The sequence below is a fragment of the Sneathiella sp. genome (assembly GCF_036844445.1).
Classification (GTDB): Bacteria; Pseudomonadota; Alphaproteobacteria; order Sneathiellales; family Sneathiellaceae; genus Sneathiella.
The window spans coordinates 40,647-65,060 of the sequence record NZ_DAIUFV010000006.1; the positions used below are offsets into that span (position 1 = coordinate 40,647).

At 60.2% G+C, this 24,414-nt stretch carries 22 protein-coding genes; 14 read left to right on the plus strand and 8 right to left on the minus strand.

What is annotated here, in order from left to right:
• Positions 1-3: 3 nt before the first annotated feature.
• From V7Z56_RS12450 to V7Z56_RS12460, 3 genes are all read right to left on the minus strand, one after another.
• On the minus strand, positions 4-1,128 hold the full coding sequence (locus V7Z56_RS12450; protein ID WP_334129827.1) for an acyl-CoA dehydrogenase family protein: 1,125 nt from the start codon (positions 1,126-1,128) through the stop codon (positions 4-6).
• Between the two features lie 111 nt (positions 1,129-1,239).
• Positions 1,240-2,412: an NAD(P)/FAD-dependent oxidoreductase gene (locus tag V7Z56_RS12455; protein WP_334129828.1), complete on the minus strand. Its 1,173-nt coding sequence runs from the start codon at positions 2,410-2,412 to the stop codon at positions 1,240-1,242.
• A 160-nt stretch (positions 2,413-2,572) separates the two neighbouring features.
• Complete coding sequence (locus tag V7Z56_RS12460) at positions 2,573-3,469, minus strand: alpha/beta fold hydrolase (RefSeq protein ID WP_334129829.1); 897 nt, start codon at positions 3,467-3,469, stop codon at positions 2,573-2,575.
• A gap of 256 nt (positions 3,470-3,725) precedes the next feature.
• On the opposite strand from V7Z56_RS12460, the gene V7Z56_RS12465 reads away from it, so the two are divergent.
• The 4 genes from V7Z56_RS12465 to V7Z56_RS12480 all read left to right on the plus strand — a co-directional run bounded on the left by V7Z56_RS12465 (position 3,726) and on the right by V7Z56_RS12480 (position 8,120).
• Positions 3,726-4,592, plus strand: a complete 867-nt coding sequence (locus V7Z56_RS12465) for a TauD/TfdA dioxygenase family protein (protein WP_334129830.1) — start codon at positions 3,726-3,728, stop codon at positions 4,590-4,592.
• A 124-nt stretch (positions 4,593-4,716) separates the two neighbouring features.
• The gene (locus V7Z56_RS12470; RefSeq protein WP_334129982.1) at positions 4,717-7,527 is read left to right on the plus strand and encodes an intermembrane phospholipid transport protein YdbH family protein; all 2,811 of its coding nucleotides are present in this window, start codon (positions 4,717-4,719) and stop codon (positions 7,525-7,527) included.
• A gap of 55 nt (positions 7,528-7,582) precedes the next feature.
• Positions 7,583-7,747, plus strand: a complete 165-nt coding sequence (locus V7Z56_RS12475; RefSeq protein WP_334129831.1) for a YnbE family lipoprotein — start codon at positions 7,583-7,585, stop codon at positions 7,745-7,747.
• 1 nt (position 7,748) lies between these two features.
• Positions 7,749-8,120, plus strand: a complete 372-nt coding sequence (locus V7Z56_RS12480) for a YdbL family protein (RefSeq protein WP_334129832.1) — start codon at positions 7,749-7,751, stop codon at positions 8,118-8,120.
• Between the two features lie 26 nt (positions 8,121-8,146).
• Here the strand turns inward: V7Z56_RS12480 and V7Z56_RS12485 are convergent, their stop codons facing one another.
• The 4 genes from V7Z56_RS12485 to V7Z56_RS15715 all read right to left on the minus strand — a co-directional run bounded on the left by V7Z56_RS12485 (position 8,147) and on the right by V7Z56_RS15715 (position 12,832).
• Entirely contained in the window at positions 8,147-8,626 is a 480-nt protein-coding gene (locus tag V7Z56_RS12485) for an L-2-amino-thiazoline-4-carboxylic acid hydrolase (protein WP_334129833.1), read from the minus strand.
• A gap of 66 nt (positions 8,627-8,692) precedes the next feature.
• Positions 8,693-9,571 carry a glutathione-dependent disulfide-bond oxidoreductase gene (yghU, locus tag V7Z56_RS12490; protein ID WP_334129834.1) on the minus strand — a complete coding sequence of 293 codons (879 nt, stop codon included), beginning with the start codon at positions 9,569-9,571 and terminating at the stop codon, positions 8,693-8,695.
• 151 nt (positions 9,572-9,722) lie between these two features.
• Positions 9,723-12,377: a non-ribosomal peptide synthetase gene (locus V7Z56_RS12495; RefSeq protein WP_334129835.1), complete on the minus strand. Its 2,655-nt coding sequence runs from the start codon at positions 12,375-12,377 to the stop codon at positions 9,723-9,725.
• A 224-nt stretch (positions 12,378-12,601) separates the two neighbouring features.
• Positions 12,602-12,832, minus strand: a complete 231-nt coding sequence (locus V7Z56_RS15715; protein ID WP_443023809.1) for a dodecin — start codon at positions 12,830-12,832, stop codon at positions 12,602-12,604.
• Positions 12,833-13,299: 467 nt separating this feature from the next.
• Between V7Z56_RS15715 and V7Z56_RS12505 the strand changes: the two genes are divergently transcribed.
• The 6 genes from V7Z56_RS12505 to V7Z56_RS12530 all read left to right on the plus strand — a co-directional run bounded on the left by V7Z56_RS12505 (position 13,300) and on the right by V7Z56_RS12530 (position 19,972).
• On the plus strand, positions 13,300-14,076 hold the full coding sequence (locus tag V7Z56_RS12505; protein ID WP_334129837.1) for a Crp/Fnr family transcriptional regulator: 777 nt from the start codon (positions 13,300-13,302) through the stop codon (positions 14,074-14,076).
• A gap of 260 nt (positions 14,077-14,336) precedes the next feature.
• The gene (locus V7Z56_RS12510; protein WP_334129838.1) at positions 14,337-14,621 is read left to right on the plus strand and encodes a hypothetical protein; all 285 of its coding nucleotides are present in this window, start codon (positions 14,337-14,339) and stop codon (positions 14,619-14,621) included.
• Positions 14,622-14,660: 39 nt separating this feature from the next.
• Positions 14,661-15,149 carry a hypothetical protein gene (locus tag V7Z56_RS12515; protein WP_334129839.1) on the plus strand — a complete coding sequence of 163 codons (489 nt, stop codon included), beginning with the start codon at positions 14,661-14,663 and terminating at the stop codon, positions 15,147-15,149.
• A 126-nt stretch (positions 15,150-15,275) separates the two neighbouring features.
• Complete coding sequence (locus V7Z56_RS12520; RefSeq protein WP_334129840.1) at positions 15,276-17,054, plus strand: N-acetylglutaminylglutamine amidotransferase; 1,779 nt, start codon at positions 15,276-15,278, stop codon at positions 17,052-17,054.
• Positions 17,055-17,066: 12 nt separating this feature from the next.
• The gene (gene ngg / locus V7Z56_RS12525; protein ID WP_334129841.1) at positions 17,067-18,824 is read left to right on the plus strand and encodes an N-acetylglutaminylglutamine synthetase; all 1,758 of its coding nucleotides are present in this window, start codon (positions 17,067-17,069) and stop codon (positions 18,822-18,824) included.
• Positions 18,825-18,838: 14 nt separating this feature from the next.
• Complete coding sequence (locus V7Z56_RS12530; RefSeq protein ID WP_334129842.1) at positions 18,839-19,972, plus strand: osmoprotectant NAGGN system M42 family peptidase; 1,134 nt, start codon at positions 18,839-18,841, stop codon at positions 19,970-19,972.
• Positions 19,973-19,994: 22 nt separating this feature from the next.
• Here V7Z56_RS12530 and V7Z56_RS12535 read toward each other — a convergent pair whose 3' ends face one another.
• Positions 19,995-21,221 (minus strand): MFS transporter, encoded by a 1,227-nt coding sequence (locus V7Z56_RS12535; protein WP_334129843.1) that lies wholly within the window; start codon positions 21,219-21,221, stop codon positions 19,995-19,997.
• Between the two features lie 269 nt (positions 21,222-21,490).
• Here V7Z56_RS12535 and V7Z56_RS12540 point away from each other — a divergent pair, with 269 nt between their 5' ends.
• Genes V7Z56_RS12540 through V7Z56_RS12555 form a run of 4 tightly spaced genes read left to right on the plus strand, consistent with a single transcriptional unit; the run spans position 21,491 to position 24,414 of the window.
• The gene (locus V7Z56_RS12540) at positions 21,491-22,183 is read left to right on the plus strand and encodes a WbqC family protein (RefSeq protein WP_334129844.1); all 693 of its coding nucleotides are present in this window, start codon (positions 21,491-21,493) and stop codon (positions 22,181-22,183) included.
• Complete coding sequence (locus tag V7Z56_RS12545; protein ID WP_334129845.1) at positions 22,180-23,112, plus strand: glycosyltransferase family 2 protein; 933 nt, start codon at positions 22,180-22,182, stop codon at positions 23,110-23,112. The genes V7Z56_RS12540 and V7Z56_RS12545 overlap by 4 nt, the downstream gene beginning before the upstream one ends.
• The gene (locus V7Z56_RS12550; RefSeq protein ID WP_334129846.1) at positions 23,099-23,749 is read left to right on the plus strand and encodes a class I SAM-dependent methyltransferase; all 651 of its coding nucleotides are present in this window, start codon (positions 23,099-23,101) and stop codon (positions 23,747-23,749) included. The genes V7Z56_RS12545 and V7Z56_RS12550 overlap by 14 nt, the downstream gene beginning before the upstream one ends.
• Positions 23,749-24,414, plus strand: coding sequence for an acetyltransferase (locus tag V7Z56_RS12555; protein ID WP_443023810.1), 666 nt, complete (start codon positions 23,749-23,751; stop codon positions 24,412-24,414). The genes V7Z56_RS12550 and V7Z56_RS12555 overlap by 1 nt, the downstream gene beginning before the upstream one ends.

The following is a 24,414-nucleotide window of genomic DNA, read 5'->3' on the forward strand; positions in this document are numbered from 1 at the left end:
CCGTCAGCTTTTCGCCGCGGCGATAATCGTCCGGCCGGTTTTGACATGCCGCGCGGCAAGCGCGTTCTTCGCAATCGAGAGCGATTTCACGACATCGCGGCAGAGAAGCGCAACCTCGGGCTGCGCGCGCGCCGGGGTCTTTTCAAGTAGCGCCGCGAGGGTGTTCGCCGTCGCCGCGGCCTGCTGGTGAAAGCCGAGATGCAGCTCGAGCAGCGGGTCCACATTCTCTTTCGCGGCATCGGCCATGGCGGCAAGATGCGCGGCGACAACCGCCAGCGCCTGAAGCTGCGTCGCGACAGCGCCGATCTCCTGATCCAGCTCATCGGGCGCCGCCGCCGCAATATCGCTCAAGAGGCAGCTCATCGATCCGACGCGCCCGCCCGCGCCCGCCGCATCCTCAATCGCGCGCATCCGAAGCGAGGTGCGCTGGAAGGCGTCCCCTTCCGCGCCGATCAGATTGGCGGCGGGAACGCGGACATTCTCCATCCTGATGCCGCCATGCGGGCAGGGATGCAGAAAGTCTATTTTCACCCCGTCTGTCTTCGTGAGGCCCGGCGTATCGGCGGGCACGAGCAGGGCGCTAAACTCCTTCCGGCCCTCCCGCTCCGACGTTATGGCGAGCACCACGAAGTAACCGGCCAGCGGCCCGTTGGTAAGAAACGCTTTCTCCCCGTTGATCACATATTCATCGCCCTCGCCCCGGGCAGTGGTTTTCAGATGCTTGGGATGCGCCCCGGCCCCGGGCTCGGAGATCGCAACCGAGAGCGTCGCCTCGCCGCGCGCGAGCCGGGGGAGGAGGCGCTCTTTCAGCGCCGTCGAGGTGTCGCCTGCGATATGCAGTTTGGCGCCGAGCCAATGCACCATGAAGATCATGCCAACGCCCGGCACGCCGCCGAAGCGATTGACCACCTGTATGGCCTGCGACAGGCTGCGATAGCCCGCGCCGTGACCGCCGAACTCTTCCGGGATCGAGAGGCCGGCAAGACCGCTTGCGCTGAACGCCTCCCAGAGATCTGCGGGCGGGACGCCGGCGCTGATCAATTCCCGCCGGCGCGGGGCGATGTGACGGGCGGCAAATTCCGCGACGGCCTGAAGGACCGCGGATGCATCGGCAAACTGTCTGCTCACAGAGGTCTCCTTACTGGTTGGCCACGACCCGAGCCGCGCCTCTTTGGCGGGAAGAATAGCGGCGGGCACCCGGAAAAGATATCCGTCGCCGATATTTCTATGTATTTTTTATTAACCGGTTAATTCTGATTTTTCAGATTGGTTCACGGGCGTGAGCCCCGGGCGGCCGGGGGCGATATCGGAGAGCTTCAGACCTTCGTCCAGAATGTAGGATGGCACGTCCCGCCCAAGGACGAGACTTGCGGCAAGTTTGGCGAGCGCCGGAGCGCTCTGGATGCCGTAGCCTCCCTGGCCGGCAAGCCAGAAGAAATCGGGCGCCTTGTCATCGAAGCCGCAGACCGGGCTTTTGTCGGCGACGAAGCTGCGAAGCCCTGCCCATTTATTCTCGATCCGCCGCACCGAGAGATCGAACGCGGTTTCGATGCGATCGATACAGATGGCGATATCGAGTTCCTCCGGCTGCACGTCGCCGGCCGGGGCAGGGGTCTCGTCAGCGGGGGAAATCAGCAATCTCCCGGCATCGGGTTTGAGGTAAAACTCCTCGGCAATATCGATGACCATCGGCCACGGATCGGGGTTCATGCCAGCCGGCGCGGCGATCATCATCGCGGTGCGCCGTTTGGGGACAAGCCCGATGGGCGATGCGCCGGCCAGCGCGCCGATGTCGTCGGCCCAGGCGCCCGCGGCATTCACGATCCGGCTTGCGGTAAAGACGGCATCGCGCGTCACGATGTGCCAGAGGCCATTTTTTCGCTCAAGCGCCGTCACTTCGGTTCCGAGCTTTATGGCGCCGCCGCTTCCGCGCAGCATCTTGAGATAGCCCTGATGCAGCGCGTGGACATCGATATCGCTGACGTCGTTATTGACCAGCCCGGCCTTCGCATAGCCTTTACGAAGCAATGGCATGGCGGCTTCAATCTCCGCGGCATTGACCTGCCGGAGATCCGGCGCGTCGCTGAGCTCGATAATCTCCGCCTCCAGCAGGGCGAGCTGATCTTCGCGCGCCACCATCAGGATGCCGCGCGGGGTGAGGAGTTGATGCTCGGTGAACCCGGTGGGCGGATTACAATAGAAGGGCTCCGATGCGCGGGTCAGCGCACGAACGGGGGCGGGGCCGTAGGTATCGATAAAGGCCGCGGCCGATCGCCCGGTCGTATGATAGCCGGGCTGGCTCTCCATCTCCAGCAGCAGGACGGACGCTTTGGGCGCCAGTTCGGCGGCGATTGACGCGCCCGCAATACCTGCGCCGATCACGGCAATATCATATGATGTATCCCCAGACATGTCCCTATCGCTCTCCCATTTGAAACAGTGACTGAAACCGGTACCTCACCCGCAGTTGAGGGCCGATCCGGTTATTTTGCAAGGAGAATTTTTGTCCCCAATGATGCGGCTTATTTGCGTCCCTGCCTGCCTGCGATGGTAGTATTGGCGAAAATCTTAATCAAGATATCAAAGCCATCTTGCGCGCATCGAGCACGGCCTCGGCCCAGAGCTTCGGCTCCTCCTGCGACAGGTTGTGGCCGGCATTCTTAAACAGGCGATAGTCATAGGGACCTTTGAACTTCCGCGCATGGCCCGCCGTCTTGCCGCCGATACCGCTTGCGCCGCCGTCGATGGCGACCACGGGGACGGTGATATCCGGCTGTCGGGCGAGCCGCTCCTCGATCGAGGCAAATGCGGGATCACCCGGGACAAGGCCGTAGCGATGCCGATAAGAATGGATCACCACCGCGACAAAATCCGGATTGTCGAAGGCACGCGCACTTCTCTCGAACGTCTCCTCCGTGAAGCGCCAGCGCGGCGACCACATTTCCCATAAAAGCCTTGTGATATCGCGCCGGTTTTCTTCGAGACCCCGGCGGCCGCGCTCAAGGTGAAAATAATACTGATACCAGAAGGAGGCCTCGATTCTCGCGGGCGCCGGTGTCATGGCGGCGGCGGTATTCTGGATATTGTAGGAATTGCCGCTGACAAGGGCGACCACCCGTTCCGGCCAGAGGGCGGCGACGACGCAGGCCGCCCTCCCGCCCCAGTCATATCCGGCAAGCACCGCTTTATCGAGCACGAGCGCGTCCATCAGGCTGAGGAGATCGAAGCCGAGCGCGGCCTGCTCTCCCGATCGCGGCGTCTCAGGCGATTGAAAGCGGGTGGGGCCAAAGCCGCGCAGGTTGGGGATGATGACGCGCGCGCCCTCGGCAATGAGGAGCGCGGCCGTCTCCTCATAGGCGTGAACGTCATAGGGAAACCCGTGGTTCAGAATTACCGGCCAGCCATCCTCATCGCCGCCCGTGAGATAGGCGATATCCAGCACGCCGGCGCGTATCGTTTTCTCGATCATCCCTTCTCCGATCATACTTTCGGGTGCTGTTTTACCTATGGGAGAGCTGGCACACCAGAATGTTTCAATCATGCAGACTATATTGTTTTTTAACGTGTTTTAGCTCCAAAAAATAGCATTTTTACGCAATTTGCCGAGCGAATTGCTGGACGCGCATCCGCCTTGCAATTATCCTTTATCCCTAATATGCGGGACGTGATGACATAAAGCAGAAGCAAGCAAGAAAGCTCGTCATCTCCATTCAGGAGGAATATGTATGAATTTTGATATCAAACCGATTGATGCGACATTCGGCGCGTATGTCACACGCCTCGATCTCAGAACGCTCGATGAGGCCGATTTTGCCGATCTCTACAAGACCTGGCTCGACTTTTCGCTGCTGGTTTTCCCAAAGCAGAATCTGACAACGCGCGAGCAGGTCGCCTTCGCCAAACGCTTCGGCGAGATGGAATTTGACATCGTGCCGATCAGCAATGTCGACAAAAGCGGGAATGTGGTCAAATCCGACGAAAATGACGTGGTAAAAATCCTGAAAGGCAACATGGGCTGGCATCAGGACAGCACCTATATGCCGGTGCAGGCAAAAGGCGCCGTTTTCAGCGCCCATGTTGTCCCCTCAAAGGGCGGCGAAACCGGCTGGGCCGATCTTACGGCCGCCTATGACGCGCTCGATGCGGCAACGAAGGAGAAGATCAAGGACCTCAAAGCCTATCATTCGCTGCACCACAGCCAGAAGAAGATGGGCTTTATCCAGAAAGACGAGGGCAGCGAATATAACGGCTACGGGCTGCACAATGACGCGCCGCCGCTCCGCCCGCTCGTCAAGCAGCATCCCGAAACGGGGCGCATGTGCCTCACCATCGGCCGGCACGCATATGGTATTCCGGGCCTTACGGAAGAAGAGTCCGAGACGCTGCTCTCCGATCTCATCGATTTCACCGTCCGCGCGCCGCGCGTCTATTATCACCAGTGGGAGCCCGGCGATATCGTCATCTGGGACAACCGCTGTCTGCTCCATCAGGCGCGACCGTGGGATATGAACGAGCCGCGGGTGATGTACCACTCCCGCATTGCCGGCGACCCGGCAAGTGAATTTGCCCCGAGTGCGGCTGCGGCCTCCTGACCGCCGGCGCGTGACCCGCGGCCAGCCCGCCGCGACGAGGCGGCGCTTGCCTTTCGCTCCTCCCCATGTAATTGGATAGGTAACGCGGGGAAAGTCCATGGCGGGTGCAAGGAAAGCAGGCTTGGTGCGGTGGTTGCTCTGGAGTGTGGCGGGGCTGATGGTCCTCGCCATTGCGGTGCTGACCTTCCGCGTCCCGCTTCTTGATACGGCGGGCCGTGCGGGTCTTGCTCTTGCGGGCTTTCGTGATGTCACGCTTGAAATAGAGGATGTTTCAAGCGGGCAGGCGAGCATCCGCGAACTTTCCTTCGGCGATGAAATCATCCTTCGCGGCGTGACGCTCCGCTATGCGCCGCTTGAGCTTCTGCAAGGGCGGATCGTCGCCGTTGATATCCGTGAACTTGACCTTGATCTCTCGGCCCCGGATGAGGGCGCGCTTGCCCGTTTGCGCGCGCTTGCCAGCGGTGAGGGCGAGCAGCAAGCCGCGACCGGAACGGCATCTTCCCTGCCTGCCATCTATCTCGAAACGGGCCGGATAAAGGCTGCGACGGCGGCGCGGGTGGTTGAGGCCGACATTGCCGGGGCCCTGACGCCCGAGCGGAAGCTGCAGGCGGAGGCAACGATCAATGGCCGGCTTATCACGGGCGAGGGCGACATTCTGCTTCGCAATGTCGGCGTCACGGTGGACGGCGATCTTGAGACGCTGAACGGAGCGGTGACGGTCGGGAGCGGCGAGCTTCTCCACGACAGCGAGACGCCGGAGTGGCAGCCCTTTCATCTGGAAGGCGGCGGCGAGCTGAAGGAGGGGAATTTCGATGGTCGCCTCGCGCTCACCACGCCCGAGGGGCGCGATCTGCTTCTCATCGATGCCGGCTATGAGATGGCGGCCGCTACGGGTCGCGCGGCGCTTTCAATCACCGATCTTGCCTTCCGAAAGGACGGGTTTCAGCCGGCCGCTCTCTCACGCCGGGCAGAGGGTCTCCCGCCCTTTGACGGCATCCTGAATGTGCGCGCGGCCGCGGAGCTCACCTTGGGGCGGATCCTCTATCACGCCGATGCCGCACTGACGGAACTCTCGATGACGCTGCCTGAGGGGATGGTTACCACGCCCGCACTCCCCCTCCGTCTGGACGGCGACTATGACATCGAGGCGAACCGTCAAGCGGCGACCGTGACGCTTCCCGCAAGCGATCTCGATCTTGCCTATCAGGATCTTCGCTATGCAATCGAAGCGTTGAGCGGCAGCGCGACGATCCGTGATTTCGGCGCGGCGGTGGAGATCGAGCGGCTCAACGGAACGCTCACCGATCGCGGCAAGACGCCGGATTTTGCGCCGCTTCTCTTCTCTGCCACAGGTAATCTCGACGCGGCGCGCCAGCTTGAGCTTACGGGGCGCGTGACGGATGCATCGGAAAAGCTTGCGATTGATGCAGCGGCGCATGTCAGCATCACCGACGGGCAGGGCGAATTGTCACTCTCGCTGCCGGCGACGAAAATCGGCAAGGGCGGCGTCCGGCCTGCCGACATCTCCCGTCATCTCGCCATTCCGGGCGCAGAAATGTCGGGAACTGTCGAGGCGCGCCTTGACGCTGGCCGGTTTGCCGATGGCAGCATCCATATCACATCGATCTTTGCGGAACTCCGGGACGGCGCGTGGCGACAGGCGGAGAGCAGCGCGAGCGGCGTCACACTTAAACTTGAAGGATCCGAAGAGGGCACGGAGACAGGGCTTCAAGGCACGCTCGGCGGGCTCGTCCAAAGCGCCAATGTCGGGGGACAGACGCTTTCCGTTCCATCTCTCGCGGCGACTTTCGCTCTCTCGCGCGAGGGGGAGGGGCAGCTTCAATTAAGCGACCTGCATATATCACCCGGAGCGGGCGCAATATTTCGTGAGGCGCAGCATGTGACGGGGAGCGCAACCCTCGCCGGCGAGGAGGTGCGCTTTCAAGCGGATATCTCCTCCGCAATACTCGGGCCATCCTATATGAGCGCCCGGGGCCGGCACGCCCTTGCAACGGGAAAGGGCAGCGCCGATGTCACCGCGGTGCCGCTTCTCTTTGCAAAAGAAGGCGTGCAGCTGGAAAGTCTGGTTGAGCTTCCCTTTGCCGTGACGCTTGAGGGGAAAATCGCCCCCAAATCGCGCGTTGAATGGTCAGCGAAGGATCTCCGTGCGAGCGCCGATATCGCGCTTGAAAATCTGACGGTGGAGCTGCCGGGGGGCGAGGTCTCGGGGCTTGAGGGCAATCTGCATATTGATGATCTCTTCCCGCTGACCATTTCGGCGCCGCAGGAGCTGCGGGCCCGCGAGGCGGCGGCGGGCATTCCCATCACCTCGCCGTACCTGCGCTTTCGCATCCTGAGCGATGCGGGGGATCCCGTCCTTTATATCGACCGCATGACTGTCGGTCTGGTCGGCGGAACGCTGCTCGTGGAAGGGGCAAAAATCGACACCGGCGCCGATATCAACCGCGTCGATGTGCTTGTGAGCCAGCTTGACCTTGAGGAGGTGATGGAGCTTACCAGCGTCGACGAGCTTGTCGCGACAGGGCATGTGAGCGGACGGATCCCGCTCATTTTCGGCGGCGAGCGGCTACTCGTCGAGAATGGCGAGCTTTCCGCGGACGGGCCGGGCGTCCTCAAGATGACATCGGATGCGGCGCGCAGCGCCCTTGGCGTCGGCGGCGATCAGGCGCAGCTCGTTCTCGATATTCTTGAGAATTTTCAATATTCCGAGCTTTCCATTGCAATTTTAAAGACGGAATCCGGCGCCGACACCGTTAAACTTCATGCAGCGGGCAGTAATCCGGATGTGGAGAACAATCGGCCTATTGTCCTGAACATCAATCTGGAGACCAGTCTTGACAAGATCTTCAATGCAGTGCTCAACGGCTATCTCTTGTCCGAAAAGGCGCTCCGTGCTACCGTCGGCAACCGGTAATTTAGGTGAAGGTAACCCCGTGGTAAGACCAGCTTTTCTCGTGATTCCAATGGTAATGGCGCTGGCCTTGTCCATTTCCGCCTGCACCCCGACGGTCAAGGTGGAAGCGCCGCCCGAGCCGATCACCATCAATCTGAATATCAAACTCGACGCCGAAGTCCGTCTCAAGATCGAGGAACAGGCGAAAGACGATATCAACAACAACCCGGGATTATTCTGATATGGCACATGGAACGGATATCCGGCAGGTGAGCCGCCGGCATTTTCTCACGAGCGCCCTTGCCGTGCTTGCCGCAGGGGCCGGCCTCTCCCTCCTTCACATGCCGCCCGCGCATGCCGATCAACTGGATACGCTGCGTGCGTCGGGCGCAGTTGGCGAGGCGTTCGACGGCTATGTGCGGGCGCGCGATCCGTCCGCAAACGCCTTTGTCAACCAGCTGAACGAGCAGCGCCGCGCGCTCTACACCAAGCGGGCCGAGGCGCAGGGCGTCAGCGTTGATCAGGTCGGCCGCGTCTATGCGACGCAGATCATCCAGAAGGCCCCGAAGGGCACCTGGCTGCTGCGCGAAAACGGGCAGTGGGTCCAGAAGTAGGATAAGGATGGGGTTGAGGCGGCGGGCTAGCCCTCTGCGTCCGCCGCATCCATTTTGCGAAAGCGGAAATCGCAGACCCCGTCGCCCTTCATGCAGGTTTTCTCCCGCCTGAGCTCAAGGCCAAGGCCTTCGGCGAGCGCGAAGTCGCAATTGCAGATGAGCAGCGGGCCGAGGTCGCGGGCACCGAGATCATTCATCATCCGCGTATAGGCGCAGCGGTGGACATCGACATGAAACTCCCGCTCATCGCGTTTCAGCACATCGAACTCGAAATCGACGCCGATGCCGAAAGACGCAAACTCGGCCTCCAGCATCCTGATGGTCATCGGGGTTTCTTTCGCCCGCTCCTCCGAGATCTGGCGGTTGCGCGTATCCAGCGCCTTGCGGATGATCGCATGCGCCTTCTCTTTCCCGAGTTCCTCTTCCATGGCGCGCACCAGCGGGATTTGCGCCTCCACCGTCAGCTTGATCAGTTCAAACGGCGTGATGTTCATCTCTTCGCTCATTATAACCTCCCTCGGCTGTTCCGCCCGGCACTCGGCCGGACGGAGCGATCGGCGCGTCTTTTTTGATTATACCTGCTCGGCGCCGATTTTATCCTGCGTTCTGGTTTTGAAATCGCTGGCGTCGTGGCGCTCGCGAAGCTGCTCATGGAGCGGTCCCGTCGCCCGGTTGACCATGCGCCCGCGTTTGACGGCGGGGCGTGCGGCAATCTCGTCGGCCCAGCGATTGACGTGCTTGTAAGAGGCGGCGTCGAGAAATTCGGCGGCCTCATAGACCTGGTTTTTCACCAGCGCGCCGTACCACGGCCAGATCGCCATGTCGGCGATGGTATAATCCTCGCCGCTGATGAAGCGATGCTCGGCAAGCTGGCGATCGAGTACGTCAAGCTGACGCTTTACCTCCATCGCGAAGCGATTGATGGGATATTCAAATTTCTCCGGCGCATAGGCGTAGAAATGCCCGAAGCCGCCGCCAAGATAAGGGGCCGAGCCCATCTGCCAGAACAGCCAGGAGAGGCACTCCGCCCGCTGCGCCGGGTCCGTCGGCAGGAAGGCGCCGAATTTCTCCGCGAGATAGACGAGGATCGAGCCGGACTCGAAAACACGGATCGGCGTGCTGCCGCTTCGGTCCATCAGGGCCGGAATTTTGGAGTTCGGATTGACGGCGACGAAGCCGCTGCTGAACTGATCGCCCTCGCCGATGTTGATGAACCATGCATCATATTCCGCGCCCGTAATGCCTTTCGCCAGCAGCTCTTCCAGCATCACCGTCACCTTGACGCCGTTCGGCGTGGCGAGGGAGTAAAGCTGCAACGGATGCTTGCCGACCGGCAGTTCCTTTTCATGGGTAGGACCGGCGATCGGACGGTTGATGTTGGCGAAACGTCCGCCGCTTTCCTTGTCCCATTGCCAGACTTTCGGAGGCGTGTAGGGGGAATGGTTATTCATTTTTAAAACTCCGTTTGTTCATCGTTAAATGACCAATGGTAAGTGATCCCAGCGCCCGGCCGCTATACTGGAGAAGTTCGCCTGAAAAAGCTATGGCCTGCGCACCATTTTGCGAAATTAATCACAGTCTGCAGGACGGATGAGTGAGGCGCTAGGATCCGGCGCCTGCCCGGCGCACATCTGTGGGAGCCGCGTAGCGGCGCTGCGCGTCATCGAGGCGCTTCGAGAGCAGAGAGCCAAGCGTCTGCACGACCGGCTCATCCATCATCTCCACATGGCCGCCGGGAAGATCGCAGATCTCGAACTTCCCGCAGATCAGATCGCGCCAGCCGTCATGGACAGCCGGATTGAACGAGACGGGCAGTTCCGTGCGAAAAAGAACGGCATCGCCCTGATAGGTTTCCGCCCGGAACCCCCCGACATTCAGCGCATTGATATCCTGATTGCGAAGCGGCGCCTTGGCATCCTCGCGAGGGCCACGCGCCTCGCCGCCCCTTCGCGAGAGGAGCTTCAGCCGCAGCTTGCGAAGGCCGCCCCGGGCGATGTTCCGGCCGCGCGCAAGGAGATAATCGCGCTTCTCCGCTTTCGGGAGCGCCTTCCATTTCTCATAATGCCCAGCCAGCCACCGGGCGGGGGAGACATAGCGCGGCGGCGTCGGCAGGTAGGTGTCGAGAAGCGCAAGAAAGGCCGTTTGCTCGCCTTGGCTTGCCAGTTTGCAGGCGATGCGATAGGCGACGAGCCCGCCAAAGGAATGGCCGCCGAGATAATAGGGGCCTTCCGGCTGCGTCCTCTGGATCTCCTGCAGGTAATATTCCGCCATTTCCTCAAGCGATGAGAAGCGCGACTTTCCATCCTCCTGCCGGTACTGCTGGATTCCGTAGAAGGGCTGGTCGGGATGCAGATAGCGGGCGAGTTTCCGGTATCCGAGCACTTCGCCGCCGATCGGATGCACGAAAAAGAGCGGCGGCCGGCTGCCTTTCGGCTGGGTGGGGACAACGCAGCTCGCGCGCCCGCCCGCGCCGATCAGTTCCGCCATTTCCCGCACGCTCCCTGCCTGAAAGAGAACATCGCGCGGCAATCGGCAGCCAAGCTCCCTCTCAAGGCGCATGAACAGATCGACAGCCTGTAGCGAGTCGCCGCCAAGGGCGAAGAAATTATCGTCAAGCCCGATCTCGTTGAGACCAAGCGTCTGCTGCCAGATTCTGCGGATCAACGCCGTGTTGCCGGGAAGCGCGGCCGGCGTCGCTGGCCCCTCGCGGGTATCCCCTGCAGGGGCCAGAAGATTGAACGACTCGGCGAGTTTGCGCCGCTGCGCCTTGCCTGTTGCGCTTTTCGGGATCCTCTGCACGATCAGGATGCGCGAGGGGATCTTGTTTGGCGTGAGATGCGCCTTCAGATAGGTTTTGAGCGCCTGCTCAGTGATTGTCTGCTGATCCTCCGGCACGACGGCGAGGGCGAGGTCCTCGCCAAGCGTCGGGTGCGGCATCGGGAAGGCGACCGCCTCGCGGACCGCAACATGGCGGAGCATCGCCTGATCCACCTCCGTCGGGATGATCTTGATCCCGCCGCGATTGATCATTTCCTTTATTCGCCCGGTGATGAAGAGAAAGCCCTCCTCATCGAAATAGCCCTCATCGCCCGTGTGATACCATTTATCGGAAAACGCCGCCCGGTTGGCGTCGGGATTATTTTCATAGCCGTCAAACGCCGTTTCCTTCGTGACGGCGATCTCGCCTTTCTCGAAGGGCGGCAGCGGATCACCATTTTTGTCGATGATAAAGACGCGCTCCCGGTCCGGCCGGCCGACGCTCCCTTCCTTTCGCGGCTCGGGCGGGAGACCGGTGCAGGCCATGAAACTCGTTTCCGCCGATCCATAGGCTTCAAGCATCGGCGTCTCGAAAATCCGCTCAAGACGGCGGGCAATCTTCTGATCGAGATGGCCGGTGCCCGTGCGCAGCATGCGAAGGCGCCCCTTTGCGGCATTGATCTCATGCGGGTAGGCCGAGGCTTTGCGCTCGATCGAATGAAAGACCGTGTAACCGCCCGCAATCACCGTCGGCTGAAACGCGGCAAGGGAGCGGAACAGCGCGTCGACATCATTATCCTTGACGGCGGAAAAAACGCCGCCGCTATAAAGCGTCGTGACCATCCCGGCGGAAAACCCGCCGGTGTGAAACAACGGCATGATATTGAGGACGCGGTCACTCGCGCGAAGGCCCATCATGCGGGCCATGTTGCGGATCCGCGGCAGCATCGATCGGTGGGAGAGCGGCACCGTCTTGCCGTAGCTCGTGGTGCCGGAGGTCATAAAGACGACAAACTGGTCTTCCCCGTCCGGCGGCTCGGGCGGGACGGGCGCGCGGCCTGTCTCGCCGGCAAGGCGTATCCGGCCCGCGCTCAAGGGATCATCGGTCAGGATATCGAGGATCGGAAGGTTGAGCCGCTCCGCCGCTTCCGTCGCGCTCGTTTCAAGATCCCGCTCAAGTGCGACGGCGCTGATCTTCTTGTCATAGAAATGGAGATAAAATTCGCCTGCCGACATCGCGGGGTTGAAGGGCACGATTGTCGCGCTCGAGCCGATCGAGAGGGCGGCCGCCGCCATCTCCGCTCCGCCCGAATGGACAAGCGCGATCCGGTCGTTGCGTCCGAGCCCGTTGCGGGCGAGAAATCCGCGGCTTTCGCTGACGATATCATAGAGTTCGCGATAGCTGAGATCACGCTGGCGGGGCGCCGCCAGAGCCGGCGCATCGGGAGACTGTGTGGCCCAGTGGCCGAGCACCCTGTCGAATGTATAATACATCGTCATGCGCTTTTATTTCCCAGTATTAAGGCTTTATTAAGGAAAACGGCTCCTTTGCGCAAGGGCAAGTTCCGGCAGCCAGCGGAACCGGTGCGGAAATCGAGCAGATTCCGGTGAAGAACGGCCGGGAAAACCTGGCCTTCGCGCCCGCCCGCGCGGGCATACCTGCGGCCGGATCAGGCCACCGCAGCGGCGCGCGGGCGAGGGGAGAAAGCGTTAAACAACATCGCTTACTGGCGCGATGACGCCTCCGCATCGTCGTAACGGAAGCCAATTTTAAGGACTACCTGGTAGTGCACGATCTTTCCATCTTTGATGTGGCCGCGTATCTCCCGCGTCTCAAACCAGTCCAGGTTGCGGATGGTTTTGGCGGCGCGGGCGACGGCCTGCGCGATGGCGTCCTCGATGGAAGTCGTCGAGCTGCCGACAAGTTCGGTCACAGAATAGACATTATCAGTCATGCGGTGTTCTCCTTCCCCGGCGGACCGGAATTGTGAAAGTTTAAGATATGAACGCGATCGATTGCTGCGCTGGCGATGGAGGCTGAGGATCGACTGCAGCAAACGGTCGATTCGCCGCGCGGTTTCGTTCTCTTCCCCGACTGTGGGCGATACGCCAACTGCGTAGCGGTGAGAATCCGATGCATCTTCAAGCAGTTCCAGCATGGCGCCTTCATCAAGCACGGCGCGATCAAGAAGGGCGAGAGCAAGACTTTCGACTATGCTCAAGGCGGCTTTCCCGGCGATGGCATCCCCTGTATGGCCCACAGCAACAATCCCGATCTTCTTCATGGCAGGGGAATGGTGCGCAACATCCTAGCGCGCTGCATTTACATAGGTTATGCCTGATCACAATTTTGACAATTCCGTCACCGATATTATTCATCAGAACTTTTGAATTTAAAAAACAGCCGGGGCGCATGCCGACAATGGGTGAAAAACACACCAGTAATGCCGACATATTCATTACGAAATTCTCATCGCACGTGGCGCTGTCTGCGGCGGAGATGCAAACCCTCGAAGCGCTGACGCGGGACTGCATGACCTTCGATGAGAATGAGGATGTCATTCACGAGGCCGAGAAAAACTCCAGCGCCTACCTGCTGCAATCGGGCTGGGCGATCCGCTATAAAATCGTGCCGAACGGCGGGCGGCAGATTATTTCCTTTCTTCTTCCCGGTGACATTTTCGGCTTTCAGGAAAGCCTTTTTGACCTCTCCGATGATTCGGTTCAGGCGCTGACGCCGATCCGGGTGCATCGCACCCCCGCCGATCGGATCGCCGAGATATGCGAGCAGTCAAGCAACCTCTCCCACGCGCTCACCTGGTCACGGGCGCGCGAGCAGGCCATCCTGATGGAGCAGATTGTCCGCCTCGGCCGCCGCAACGCGTATGAGCGTCTCGGCCATCTGCTGTTGGAACTGCTGCACCGGCTGCAGCTCGTCGACAAGGCGGGGCGCAGCGACTATGTCCTTCCGCTGACGCAGGAGGTGCTTGCCGATACGCTCGGCCTCAGCATCGTGCATGTCAATCGCACGCTTCGCAAACTGCGGAGCGACCGGATGATCGAGCTCGACCCGAAGACGCGGCATCTGAAAATCATCGATCAGGAGACGCTCAGCGAGCGCAGCGGATATGACCGCGCCTTTCTCGATCAATCGCTGCCCTCCCCCGGGGAGCGGCTCGCCGCGCGCCGCGCGATATAATAAGTTACGCCTGTTATATATTTCGTAACAAGAGCTTACGGCGAAAAGTAAAAAATCATCCGGGACATTAAACCATGTTAATGCGGCGCTCCGGCATCTCTGCACAATGGGATGGACTGAAGCAAGGGCGTCAGGGCTGCCGGATAAAAGGCCGCTTTTGACGAAGTCCGGCGGGGCGCGATTTCGGGCAATGATGCCCGGGTGTTGTCCGCCACCATCCCTCGGCTCCAATGGCTACGGTTATGGAAAGGAGCATTAAAATGGACAAGCGAGAGTTTGAAGGCAACTTACGGATGCAGCTCGACAAATGGGATGCCCAGATCAATCGGCTGCGTGCCAAGGCGGATGTCGCCAGTGCGGAGACGCGCGCCAGGTATCACGAAGAAATCGAGCAGTTGCGCGAACAGCAACGCCGGGCGGAACGTCGTCTCGATGATTTCAACCACGCCAGTGACAGCGCCTGGGAAGAGATGAAAATCGGCATGGAAAACGCCTGGAGAGATCTTGGCGATGCTGTCGATCGGGCGACGACCCATTTCAAGTAATCCGCCCCCGGAAATCCGCTTCAAGCGAAGGAGAAAGAGATGAAGATCATAAAAGCAATGACTGTCGGCACGGTTGCAGCAACGCTCGCACTTGCGCCGCCGCTTGCCGTTACCGTTGCCGCGCAGACCACGACGGGTACGACAACGATGGAGCGCGATGTTTCCGTTGAACAGGTGCAGGAAAAGATCTCAAAAGCCTTTGATGCGATTTCCGACTATTCCGTCGATCAGCGCGACGAGGCAGTTGACAGCATCAGGGATACGCTCGCTCAGCTTGATGAGGAGATTTTCCAGCTCGAGTCCGACGCCCGAAATAACTGGGCGAATATGTCGGAAGACGAGCGCAAGGAGATGTCCGCCGACCTTCGCGAACTGAGAACGCAGCGCAACACGCTGGGTGAACATTTCGGCGCCATGCAGGAGGGAAGCGACAGCACCTGGGATGAAATGAAAGCCGGAATTGCCGATGCCTGGGCCTCGGTAAAGGAAGCCTGGGATAACGCCGTCGGCTCCGACAAGATGGAATAATCATCGACGCGATGATCTGAACTTAAAGGTGGCCGGGGCAACATGAGAGCTGTCGCCGGTCACTTTTTATGTGAGAGGTAACGAGGGCGGCCACTGTTCGGCGCGCCCGCAATACAGGACAAGGTTATGTGTGGAATTTGCGGCGAGATCACTTTTGATGACACTCCCGTCTCCCTTGCAGCAATCAACCGGATGATGCAGACAATGTCGCCGCGCGGGCCCGATGCGGCCGGTGCCTATCTTTTCGGGCATACGGCGCTTGGCCATCGCCGGCTCAAGATCATCGATCTTTCCGAGCGATCGCATCAGCCGATGGTCGATGTCGAGCTCGGCCTTTCCATCGCTTTTAACGGCTGCATCTACAATTTTCGCGATCTGCGCCGGGAGTTGGAGCGGAAGGGATACAAGTTCCATTCCGAGGGCGATACCGAAGTCGTTCTCAAAGCATATGCGCATTGGGGTCTCGACTGCGTCACGCGCTTCCAGGGCATGTTCGCCTTCGCGATCCAGGAGCGCGACAGCGGCCGTCTCATCCTCGCCCGCGACCGGCTCGGCATCAAGCCACTCTATCTCGCGCGGGGCGCCCAGAACCAGCGCCTTCGCTTCGCATCGAGCCTGCCCGCGCTTCTTGCGGCGGGGGAGGTCGATACCACCATCGATCCGGCAGCGCTGCATTATTACATGACCTTCCACGCCGTGGTGCCGCCGCCCCACACGATCCTGAAGGGGGTGCGCAAACTTCCGCCCGCCACAATCCGTGTCGTGGAGCGCGACGGCAGCGAAACCGACCGGCGCTACTGGCAGCTTGATTTCGCCCGCACGCCCGAAGAGGAAGAGCTCCCCGTCGAGGAGTGGCGCAGCGAGCTTCTGGCGACGCTCCGCCGTGCCGTTGACCGGCGGATGATTGCCGATGTGCCGGTGGGTGTGCTGCTTTCCGGCGGCGTGGATTCCAGCCTGATCGTCGGCCTGCTGGCGGAGGCGGGGCAGACCGGCCTTAAAAGTTTTTCGGTCGGGTTTGAGCCCGCGCATGGCGAACGGGGCGATGAGTTCCAATATTCCGATCTGATTGCGCGGCATTTCGGCACCGATCACTATAAGACGATGGTCGGCGCTGATCGGCTGCTTGCGGCGCTCCCCAAAACGATTGCGGCGATGTCCGAGCCGATGGTGAGCTATGACAATGTCGGGTTCTATCTCCTCTCCGAAGAGGTCTCCAAACATGTTCGCGTGGTCCAGAGCGGGCAGGGGGCGGACGAGATATTCGCCGGCTATCACTGGTATCCGCCGCTTGAGAAAACGAATGATCCCCTCGCGAGCTATGCAGAGGTCTTTTTCGATCGCGACCATGCGGGCTATGCCGAGGCGATCACGCCCGACTATATCGGCGAGAATTACAGCCACGAGTTCGTGAAAGCCTATTTCGCAGCGAATAAAAGCACCTCTCCGGTGGAGAAGGCGCTCGATCTCGATACCAACGTCATGCTGGTCGATGATCCGGTGAAGCGGGTCGATAATATGACCATGGCCTGGGGGCTCGAAGCGCGGGTGCCGTTCCTCGATCATGAGCTTGTCGAGCTTGCGGCGAAAATCCCTTCCCGTCACAAGCTTGCCGGCGGTGGCAAGGGCATCCTGAAGGACGTCGCGCGCGAGATCATTCCCGAAGCGGTCATCGACCGGCCAAAGGGCTATTTCCCGGTCCCGGCCCTGAAATATGTGGACGGCGACTATCTCACCCTCGTCCGCGACACGCTGCAATCGCGAACGGCGCGCGAGCGCGGCCTGTTCCGCGGCGACTATGTCGAGACGCTTCTCGCCGACCCGACCGCGCATATCACCCCGTTGCAAGGCTCCAAGCTCTGGCAGCTCGCCACGCTGGAACTCTGGCTGCAAACCAACGGCTTATAAGAGGATAAGGCGATGCCGACAACAAAAGACACGGGTCCGGATATCTCCATGCGGGATTCGCAGGCGTCTTTGAAAAACTGGGGCGACCTGCCCGACAGCTTCAATGCCGACTCCATCGGGAACAACAGGGCCGTCGATTGCGGCTGGGGCCGGCTGCTCTTCGGCCAGACCTTCGATGACGGGGAGACGCTGGCGCAGGAGCTTGCGTGCGAGAGCGAGAGCGAGCGCGATATCGCGATCTATGTGCGCGAGCCACATGTCATCCTCGCGCATGCGCCGCAGCTTCTGTTCCTCGATCCGTCCCACACCTTCCGGCTCGATTTCAGCAGCTTTGACACCGACCTCTCGCCGCCGCACCCGTTCACCATTCGCAACGCCAGGGCGGGGGACGAAAAGGCGGTGAACAGCCTCTATCTCAGCCGCTCCATGGTGCCGGTGCGGGAGAATTACTTCAGCCCCGACCAGATCGACGATGCCGTGGAAGTGCTGGTTGCGGAGGATCTGACCGGCAATCACGACATCATCGGCGTCGTCATGTCGGTGGATCACAAAACGGCCATGCAGGACCCCGACAACGGCTCCAGCCTCTGGGCGCTCGCCGTCGATCCGCAGGCGCCCTATCCGAAGGTGGGGGAGGCACTGGTGCGGGCGCTCGCCGCCTCGCGCGCAAGCGCCGGACGCAGCTTTATGGATCTCTCCGTCATGCACGACAATCATGAAGCGATCGCGCTCTATCACAAGCTCGGCTTCGAACAGATCCCCGTCTATTCAATCAAGCGGAAAAATCCGATCAATGAGAAGCTCTATATCGGCCCGGCCGAAGATGCGGAGCTTAACGTCTATGCAAAGATCATCGTCAACGAGGCGAGACGGCGCGGCATTCAGGTCGAGGTTGAGGATGCGGAGGCCGGGCTGTTCCGGCTGACGCATGGCGGGCGCGCGATCTGCTGCCGGGAGTCGCTGAGCGATCTCACCTCGGCGGTGGCGCTCAGCCGGTGCGATGACAAGCGCCTGACCTATCGACTGCTCGAGCGCGCCGGGCTGAAGCTGCCCGCGCAGGTCACGGTCACGAGCGATGCGGTCCGTGCCGACTTCTGCGCGCGCCATGGTCGCGTTGTCGTCAAGCCCGCGCGCGGCGAGCAGGGGCAGGGCGTTGCCGTTGACCTTCGCAGCGAAGAGGACGTCAAGGCCGCAATCCGGAGTGCCGGCGCGATCTGCGATGCCGTCATTCTTGAAGAATTTATCGAAGGGCAGGATCTGCGGATCGTCGTGATCGATGGTGAGGTCGTCGCCGCGGCGATCCGGCGGCCGCCCTCGATCAAAGGCGACGGTGAGACGACAATTCGCGAGCTGATCGAAAAACTCTCCCGCCGCCGCTCGGCCGCCACCAGCGGCGAGAGCAGCATCCCGATGGATGAGGAGACATCCCGCTGCGTTCGCGCCGCGGGGCACAGCCTCACCGATGTCCTCGCCGAAGGAGAGATGCTGATGGTTCGCCGCACGGCCAATCTGCATACCGGTGGCACCATTCACGACGTCACCGATATCCTGCATGACGAATTGCGCGACGCCGCCATTCGTGCGGCCCGGACGCTTGATATTCCGGTTGTCGGCATGGACTTCGTCGTGACGGCGCCTGATGCGCCGGACTATGTGGTGATCGAGGCGAATGAGCGCCCGGGGCTCGCCAACCACCATCCGCAGCCGACGGCGGAGCGCTTTGTCGATCTGCTGTTTCCGCAGACTGCGGAAAGCCACCGCAAGAAATAGAGAAGCGGAGAAAAATGACTGACAAGTTGAAAATTGACCACGCCTTCCTGATGACAACCCTGAAAGAACTGCTGCACATTCCGAGTCCGTCCGGGATGACCGATGAAATCGTCGGCTATCTCTGTCAGCATCTGGCGGATCTCGACATTCCCTTTGAGCTGACCCGCCGCGGCGCCGTGCGCGCCGATCTGAAGGGCGCGAAATCATCGCCCGACCGCGCGATCGTCTCGCATCTCGATACGCTCGGCGCGATGGTGAAAGGCTTCTATGACAACGGCCGCCTTCAGCTTGTCCCCATCGGCACCTGGTCCGCCCGCTTCGCCGAGGGGGCGCGGGTGACGGTCTATGCGGATGAGCGCCGGTTCCGCGGCACGATTTTGCCGCTCAAGGCCTCGGGCCACACCTATAACGAAGAAGTGGACACGCAGCCGATCGCCTGGACCAATCTCGAACTTCGGCTGGATGAAAAAGTCTCCTCCGCCGCCGATAGCGTGGCGCTCGGGATCAATGTCGGCGATACCATTTCGATCGATCCGATGCCGGAACTCACGGACACCGGCTTCATCTGCTCACGCCATCTCGATGACAAAGCGGGGGTGGCGGCCGTGCTCGCGGCGGCAAAGTCGATTGTCGAGACCGGGGCGGTGCTGCCCATCGACTGTCACCTGCTGTTCACCATTTCCGAAGAGGTGGGTGTCGGGGCATCACATGTCCTGCATGGCGATGTGGCGGAGCTTGTCTCCATCGACAACGGCACCATCGCGCCGCAGCAATATACTTCCGAATATGGCGTGACAATCTCGATGCAGGATTCGTCCGGGCCGTTCGACCGGCAGCTGACGCGCAGCCTGATCAATCTTTGCAAGACGCACAACATCACCCACAGCCGCGATGTCTTTCGCTATTATCGCAGCGACGCCGCGGCAGCGGTGGAGGCGGGCAACGATATTCGCACGGCGCTGGTCTGCTTCGCGCTCGATTCATCGCATGGCTATGAGCGCACGCATATCGATTCCCTGACGTCGCTCGCGCATCTGCTGGTCCGCTATATGCAAAGCGGGCACCTTTTCCATCGCGATGAGGAGACGCTGGGCGAGGTTGGCGACCTGCCGATCGCCAACCCCGATATGTCCCATGGCGGCGTCTAGCCGCCGGTCGATGCGGCGCCCGTCACGCCAGCTTTGGTCGGTGCGGCGGGTAATAGAAGGCAAACAGGATCTGGCACACCCCGGCCGTGATCCCGATCCCGACGCCGAGCTGCAGCGCAAGGTCGTAGGACCCCAGCTTGTCGAACAGCCAGCCGCCGCCGAAGGCGCCGAAGAAGCTGCCTATCTGATGGCTGAAGAAGGCGAAGCCCTGGATCATCGCCTGCCAGCGCAGGCCGAACATCTCAACCACCGATCCCGCTACCAGCGGCGACACACCGAGCCAGAAGAAGCCCATGACGGCGGCGAAAATGATCGTCGTCGTCGCGGTCGGCGGCAGGATGAAATAAACCGCGAGAGTGAAGGAGCGGGCGATATAAATCAGGCCGAGCAGCCCCTGCTTCGACCATCTTTGCCCGGCCCAGCCGAAGAACAGGCTGCCGAGGATGTTGAAACCGCCGATGATGCCGATTGCCGAGGCACCGAGCATCGGATCGAGCCCGCAGATCACCAGATAGGACGGCAGATGCGTCGTGATAAAGACGAGCTGCATGCCGCAGACGAAATAGGCGAGCGCCATCATCACGAACGGCGGGTGGCGGAAGGCGACGCGGGCGGCGGCCCCGGCGGACAGGGAGTCAGCGGTGTCGGCGGCGGGGACGAGCGGCACTTCCTTGTCGACGCGGCCGGCGATCCAGGCGGCCGGCACGATCAGCAGGGCGACGACGACGAAGCCGAGAAAGCCGATCCGCCAGTCGAAGCTGGCTTCGAGATACTGCCCGATCGGCGCGATAAACATGATCCCGGCCGATCCGACGGCCGACATGATGCCGAGCGCCGTGCTGCGGATCGCAGGCGGTACAAGCCGCGCCGTGAGCGCCATCGCCATCGCAAAGGATGCGCAGGCCATCGCGATCCCGACGCAGATGCCAGCGCCGAGCAGAACCGCGATCGTCCCCTCTGCGGTGGCCATCAGGATCATGCCGATAACGTAGGAGAATGCGCCCGCCACCATGACGGGCCGATAGCCCCAGCGATCGGCAAACATGCCCGCGAACGGCTGGCAAATGCCCCAGACGAGGTTCTGCATGGCGATGGCCAGCGTGAAGTCGGTAATGCTGACGGCGATATCGCTGGTCAGGGAGGGCATGAACAGGCCGAAGCTCTGCCGCATGCCAAAGCTCAAGGTGAGCATTACGGCCGCGCCGATCAGAATGGGAAGAACGGGCCGAAGAGACTGCGTTGAATGCATTTTTGTCTTCTTATTATTATTTTCGATATTTTTCAGACCGGTATGTATACAACACCCCGGCATGCAGCAGGTCAACTGTGTCAGAACATATTTTTGACATGCTGCATTGTATACTTATGCGGGTGCCGTCTGTCTATTGGATTGCGAGGATATATATATGCCCATACGGATGACGGTTCTGTTTCGTTTGCGGTATGAGTAGCACCACCATTCCCGGCAGGTGCTTCAGGGCCATGTATTGATTAACGGATTCTGAAAGGCCTATTAAAATGCGCGTCGCAATCGTTCAGTCAAATTATCTCCCATGGAAGGGATATTTCGACCTCATAGCGTCGGTTGATTGCTTTGTGCTTTATGATGATGTCCAGTTCACCAAGCGGGACTGGCGAAATCGAAACCGGATAAAAACGCCGCAAGGGCTGCAATGGCTGACTGTCCCGGTGCTGACAAAGAACAGATATTATCAGAAGATCAACGAGACGGTGATCGACGGCACGGGCTGGACGAAAAAACACTGGCGCGCCATCGAAGCCAATTATAACAAGGCGAAGCATTTCAACGTGCTGGCCGATCTGATCGGCCCGTTCTTCGAGGCGGAAGTGCCCGAGTATCTTTCTGATATCAATGAGAATATCACGCGGCGCATCTGCGATTTTCTGGGCATCGAAACAAAACTATATTCCTCGTCCGATTTTGAACTCAATGAGGGGATGAGCGGACGACTGCTTGGTATCTGCCGGCAGCTGAATGCCGATATGTATGTTTCCAGGCCGCTTGCAAAAGGGTATCTTGATGAAGCATGGTTCGAGTCGGAGGGGGTCGGGGTCGAGTGGTTCGACTATTCCGGCTATCCCGAATATGAACAGCTCTGGGGCGAGTTCGAGCATAAGGTAAGCGTTATCGATCTGATCGCGAACACGGGCAGGGAGGCGCCACGCTATATGAAGCAGGTTATCAAATGAAACTATCGATTGTTGCGACGCTCTACAGAAGTTCCTCGTTCATCGATGAGTTTTATGCCCGCTGCGTGACGGCGGCAGAGAGCCTCTATGGCGATGATTTCGAGATCATTTTGGTCAATGACGGCTCGCCCGATGACAGCCTCGCGCGCGCCGTCGCGCTGCACGAAAGCGATCCGCGGGTCAAGGTTCTCGATCTCTCGCGCAATTTCGGTCACCACAAGGCGATGATGGCCGGCCTCGCCTATGCGTCGGGCGAGTATATTTTCCTGCTCGATTCCGATCTGGAGGAGCAGCCCGAATGGCTCGCCATGTTCCACGAGGAGATCACGCGCGAGAGCGGCGTGAAGACGATAGATGTCGTCTTCGGCGTGCAGGACAGGCGAAAGGGAAAATGGTTCGAACGCGTGAGCGGGATGCTCTTTTTCAAGATTTTCAGCTATCTCTCCGAAGCGGAAATCCCGAAGAACCTGGTGACGGCGCGGCTGATGCGGCGGCGCTATGTCGATGCGCTGATGCTGCATGAAGAGCGCGAATTCTTTATCGCCGGGCTCTGGGCGATTACCGGCTTCAACCAGAAAAGCATAGAAGTCCACAAGCTTTCACGGGGCGAGACGAATTATAATCTTGGCCGAAAGCTGTCTCTTTTCCTGCACCATATCATATGCTTCAGTACTGTTCCCCTGAAGCTTATGTGTATTCTTGGCCTCATTATCGCCATCCTTTCCGGTATATTGGCAATATGGATTATAATTCAGCATCTTTTTGGCAATCTCGCAGAGGGTTGGCCGTCGACTATTGTCGCGATCTGCTTTTTCGGCGGGCTTAATCTTTTCGGGCTGGGCGTTCTCGGCCTCTATCTTGGCAAAGTGTATTCCGAAGTAAAACAACGTCCCAACGCAATCTACCGGCAGGTCTATGACAGATCGTAACTCCAGAATTCACAGTGACGTCGCCACCTACTACAGCCGCAAGCTGGAAGAGTTCGGCACGACCGCGAAAGGGGTCGACTGGAAGGACCGCGAAGGCCAGTTTCTTCGTTTCGCAGAGCTGTCGCGGCTGATCCTCGATGCGCCGCAGACAAAGAACCGGTTCTCGATCACCGATTACGGCTGCGGGTATGGCGCCTTCCTCGAATTCCTGCAGCAGCGCTTCCCCCCGGAAACCGCGTTCGAGTTTCTCGGTCTGGATCTCTCCGACGCGATGGTGAAAGCGGCGCGCGCACGGTTCGCCGATGAGCCGCGGGCGCGCTTCATCCAGGGCGCCGAGCCCGATGTCGCGACGGATTTCGCCGTGGCAAGCGGCATATTCAACGTCTCCCTCGGCACCGACCCCGATGAATGGCTTGCCTATATCCTCCGCACGCTCGATATAATGGCGCAACATTCAACGCAGGGTTTCGCGTTCAACTGCCTGACGTCCTATTCCGATGAAGATCGCAAGGCGGATCATCTCTACTACGCCGATCCGTGCTTCCTGTTCGATCACTGCAAACGGACCTATTCACGTAACGTGGCGTTGCTTCATGATTACGATCTGTATGAGTTTACTCTGCTGGTGAGGTCATGATGAAACAGAAACTGGTCATTTTCGGGAACAGCCAGATTGCCGAGCTGGCGCAATTCTACTTTGATCGCGATACCGATTTTGAGGTCACGGCCTTCTGCGTGGACGCCGAGTATCAGAAGGAAGACAGCTTCTGCGGCCGCCCGCTGGTGCCGTTTGGCGGGGTGGAAAAACTCTATCCGCCCAAGGACCACGCCTTTTTCGTCGCGCTCAGCTACACCAAGCTCAATATTCTCCGCCGCGAACGGTTCGAGGCGGCGACAGCGCTCGGCTATGACCTTGTGAGCTATGTCAGTCCGAGGGCGACGGTGCTGAATGACGGGCGGATCGGCCGGAACTGCTTTATTCTCGAGGACAATACCATCCAGCCCTTCGTCACCATCGGCGATAACGTTACGCTCTGGAGCGGCAATCACATCGGTCATCATTCGACGATCGAAAGCCACTGCTTCATTGCCTCGCATGTTGTCGTCTCGGGCGGCGTGACGGTGGGCGAGCAATGCTTTCTCGGTGTCAACTGCACCTTGCGCGACGGCATCAGCATCGGCGAGAAATCGGTGATTGGCGCAAACGCGCTCATCCTCGGCGATGTCGAGCCCGAGGGCGTCTATATCTCCGAGCGGACGGCGCGCGCCCGATTGCCAAGCAGCAAGTTGCGAGGCATATGA